Raw genomic sequence first — 1,161 nt, 5'->3', positions numbered from 1 at the left:
GCCCACCCGTCAACGGCAGGCGGGGGGGTGGCCGCCTTCTCGTTGGCAAAGGGCTTCGAGAAGGAGTACTGGAGGGCATTGGGTTTGATGGAGAAGCTGCGGCTCGTCGTGTCCAGCCGGTGGCCCGCGGGAGCCCGCTTCTCCACCAGGGAGTAGGAACGCGTGTCCCAGGGCAGACCGGTCACGGTGAAGGAACCGGCGGCGGGGTCCGTGTCGGCGTAGGGGCCGCCCGGGCACCGTCCCCTGCCATCGGCGATGACACAGTCGGTGACGGTGGTCCTGGCCGGGACTCCGGGGCCGCTGAGCGTCCACTCCGAGGCGCCAAGGGCGTGCCCGCTCGTGTCCTGCTTCTTCCAGGACACCGATCCGGTCAGACGCTGGTTGGTCACGGCGCCCCCGGTGACCCCCGTGGTGTCCTTCAGCCCTGCCTTGAGGTTGGCGCCGGAGACGTCGCTGAAGGCCAGAGTCTTCTCCAGACGCTGGTAGCCACTGGGAGCGGTCTTCTCGGTGATGGAGTAGCTCCCCCACGGCAGCCCGGTGACGTCGAAGACGCCGGGAGCCGGGTTGGTGTCCTTGTAGGCGCCGGTACGGCAGCCGGCCGCCTGGCAGTCCTCGACGACGGTGCCTGCGGGGACACCGGGACCGGTGAGCGTCCAGCTAGTACCGCCCAGGGGCGTCTTGCCGTCCTGGTCGACCTTGGTCCAGGACAGTGCCCCGGGTTTGGTCGTGTTGGTGACCGAGCAGGTGATGCGATCGGTTCCCCTCACCCGGATAGTGGATCCGGACAGGCTCGAACCACTCCAGCTGCCGAGTGTCCCGGGGGTCGGAGAACAGCGCCACGCGCTCGCCTCGTATCCTGGCGCCTGGGGGTTCGTGGAGGACTCGCCGAGCCCGTACTGTCCTGGACGCACCGCCTTGATCCCGGTGTCGACGGTGCCGGTCACCTGCAGGGATGCCGCGCCGCCGTTGCCCTGCTGAGCCTTGAGGGTCCACTGGTCGGCCCCGAGGGCCTTGACCTGCCCGGCGTAGGGGACCTGGACGTTCTTGACGAGCTGGATGCTGGGAACGCGCACGGCGAGCCGGTAGTCCTCGACCTCACCGTCCATCGTGCTGCCGGTGGGTTTGAGGTCGACGCCCGCCTTAGGGCCTGTTGCGGAAGGG

1 protein-coding gene is annotated in these 1,161 nt (G+C 69.1%); it reads right to left on the bottom strand.

The features are described 5' to 3' along the window. Positions 1-1,161 (bottom strand): MSCRAMM family protein (locus BKH32_RS11785; protein ID WP_256691819.1); only part of this gene is annotated, 1,161 nt, incomplete at both ends.

Origin of the sequence: Actinomyces oris, assembly GCF_001929375.1 — a bacterium.
Classification (GTDB): domain Bacteria; phylum Actinomycetota; class Actinomycetes; order Actinomycetales; family Actinomycetaceae; genus Actinomyces; species Actinomyces oris_B.
Note: the sequence above shows the minus strand (reverse complement) of the source record. Positions and strands in the feature narration are given on the sequence as shown.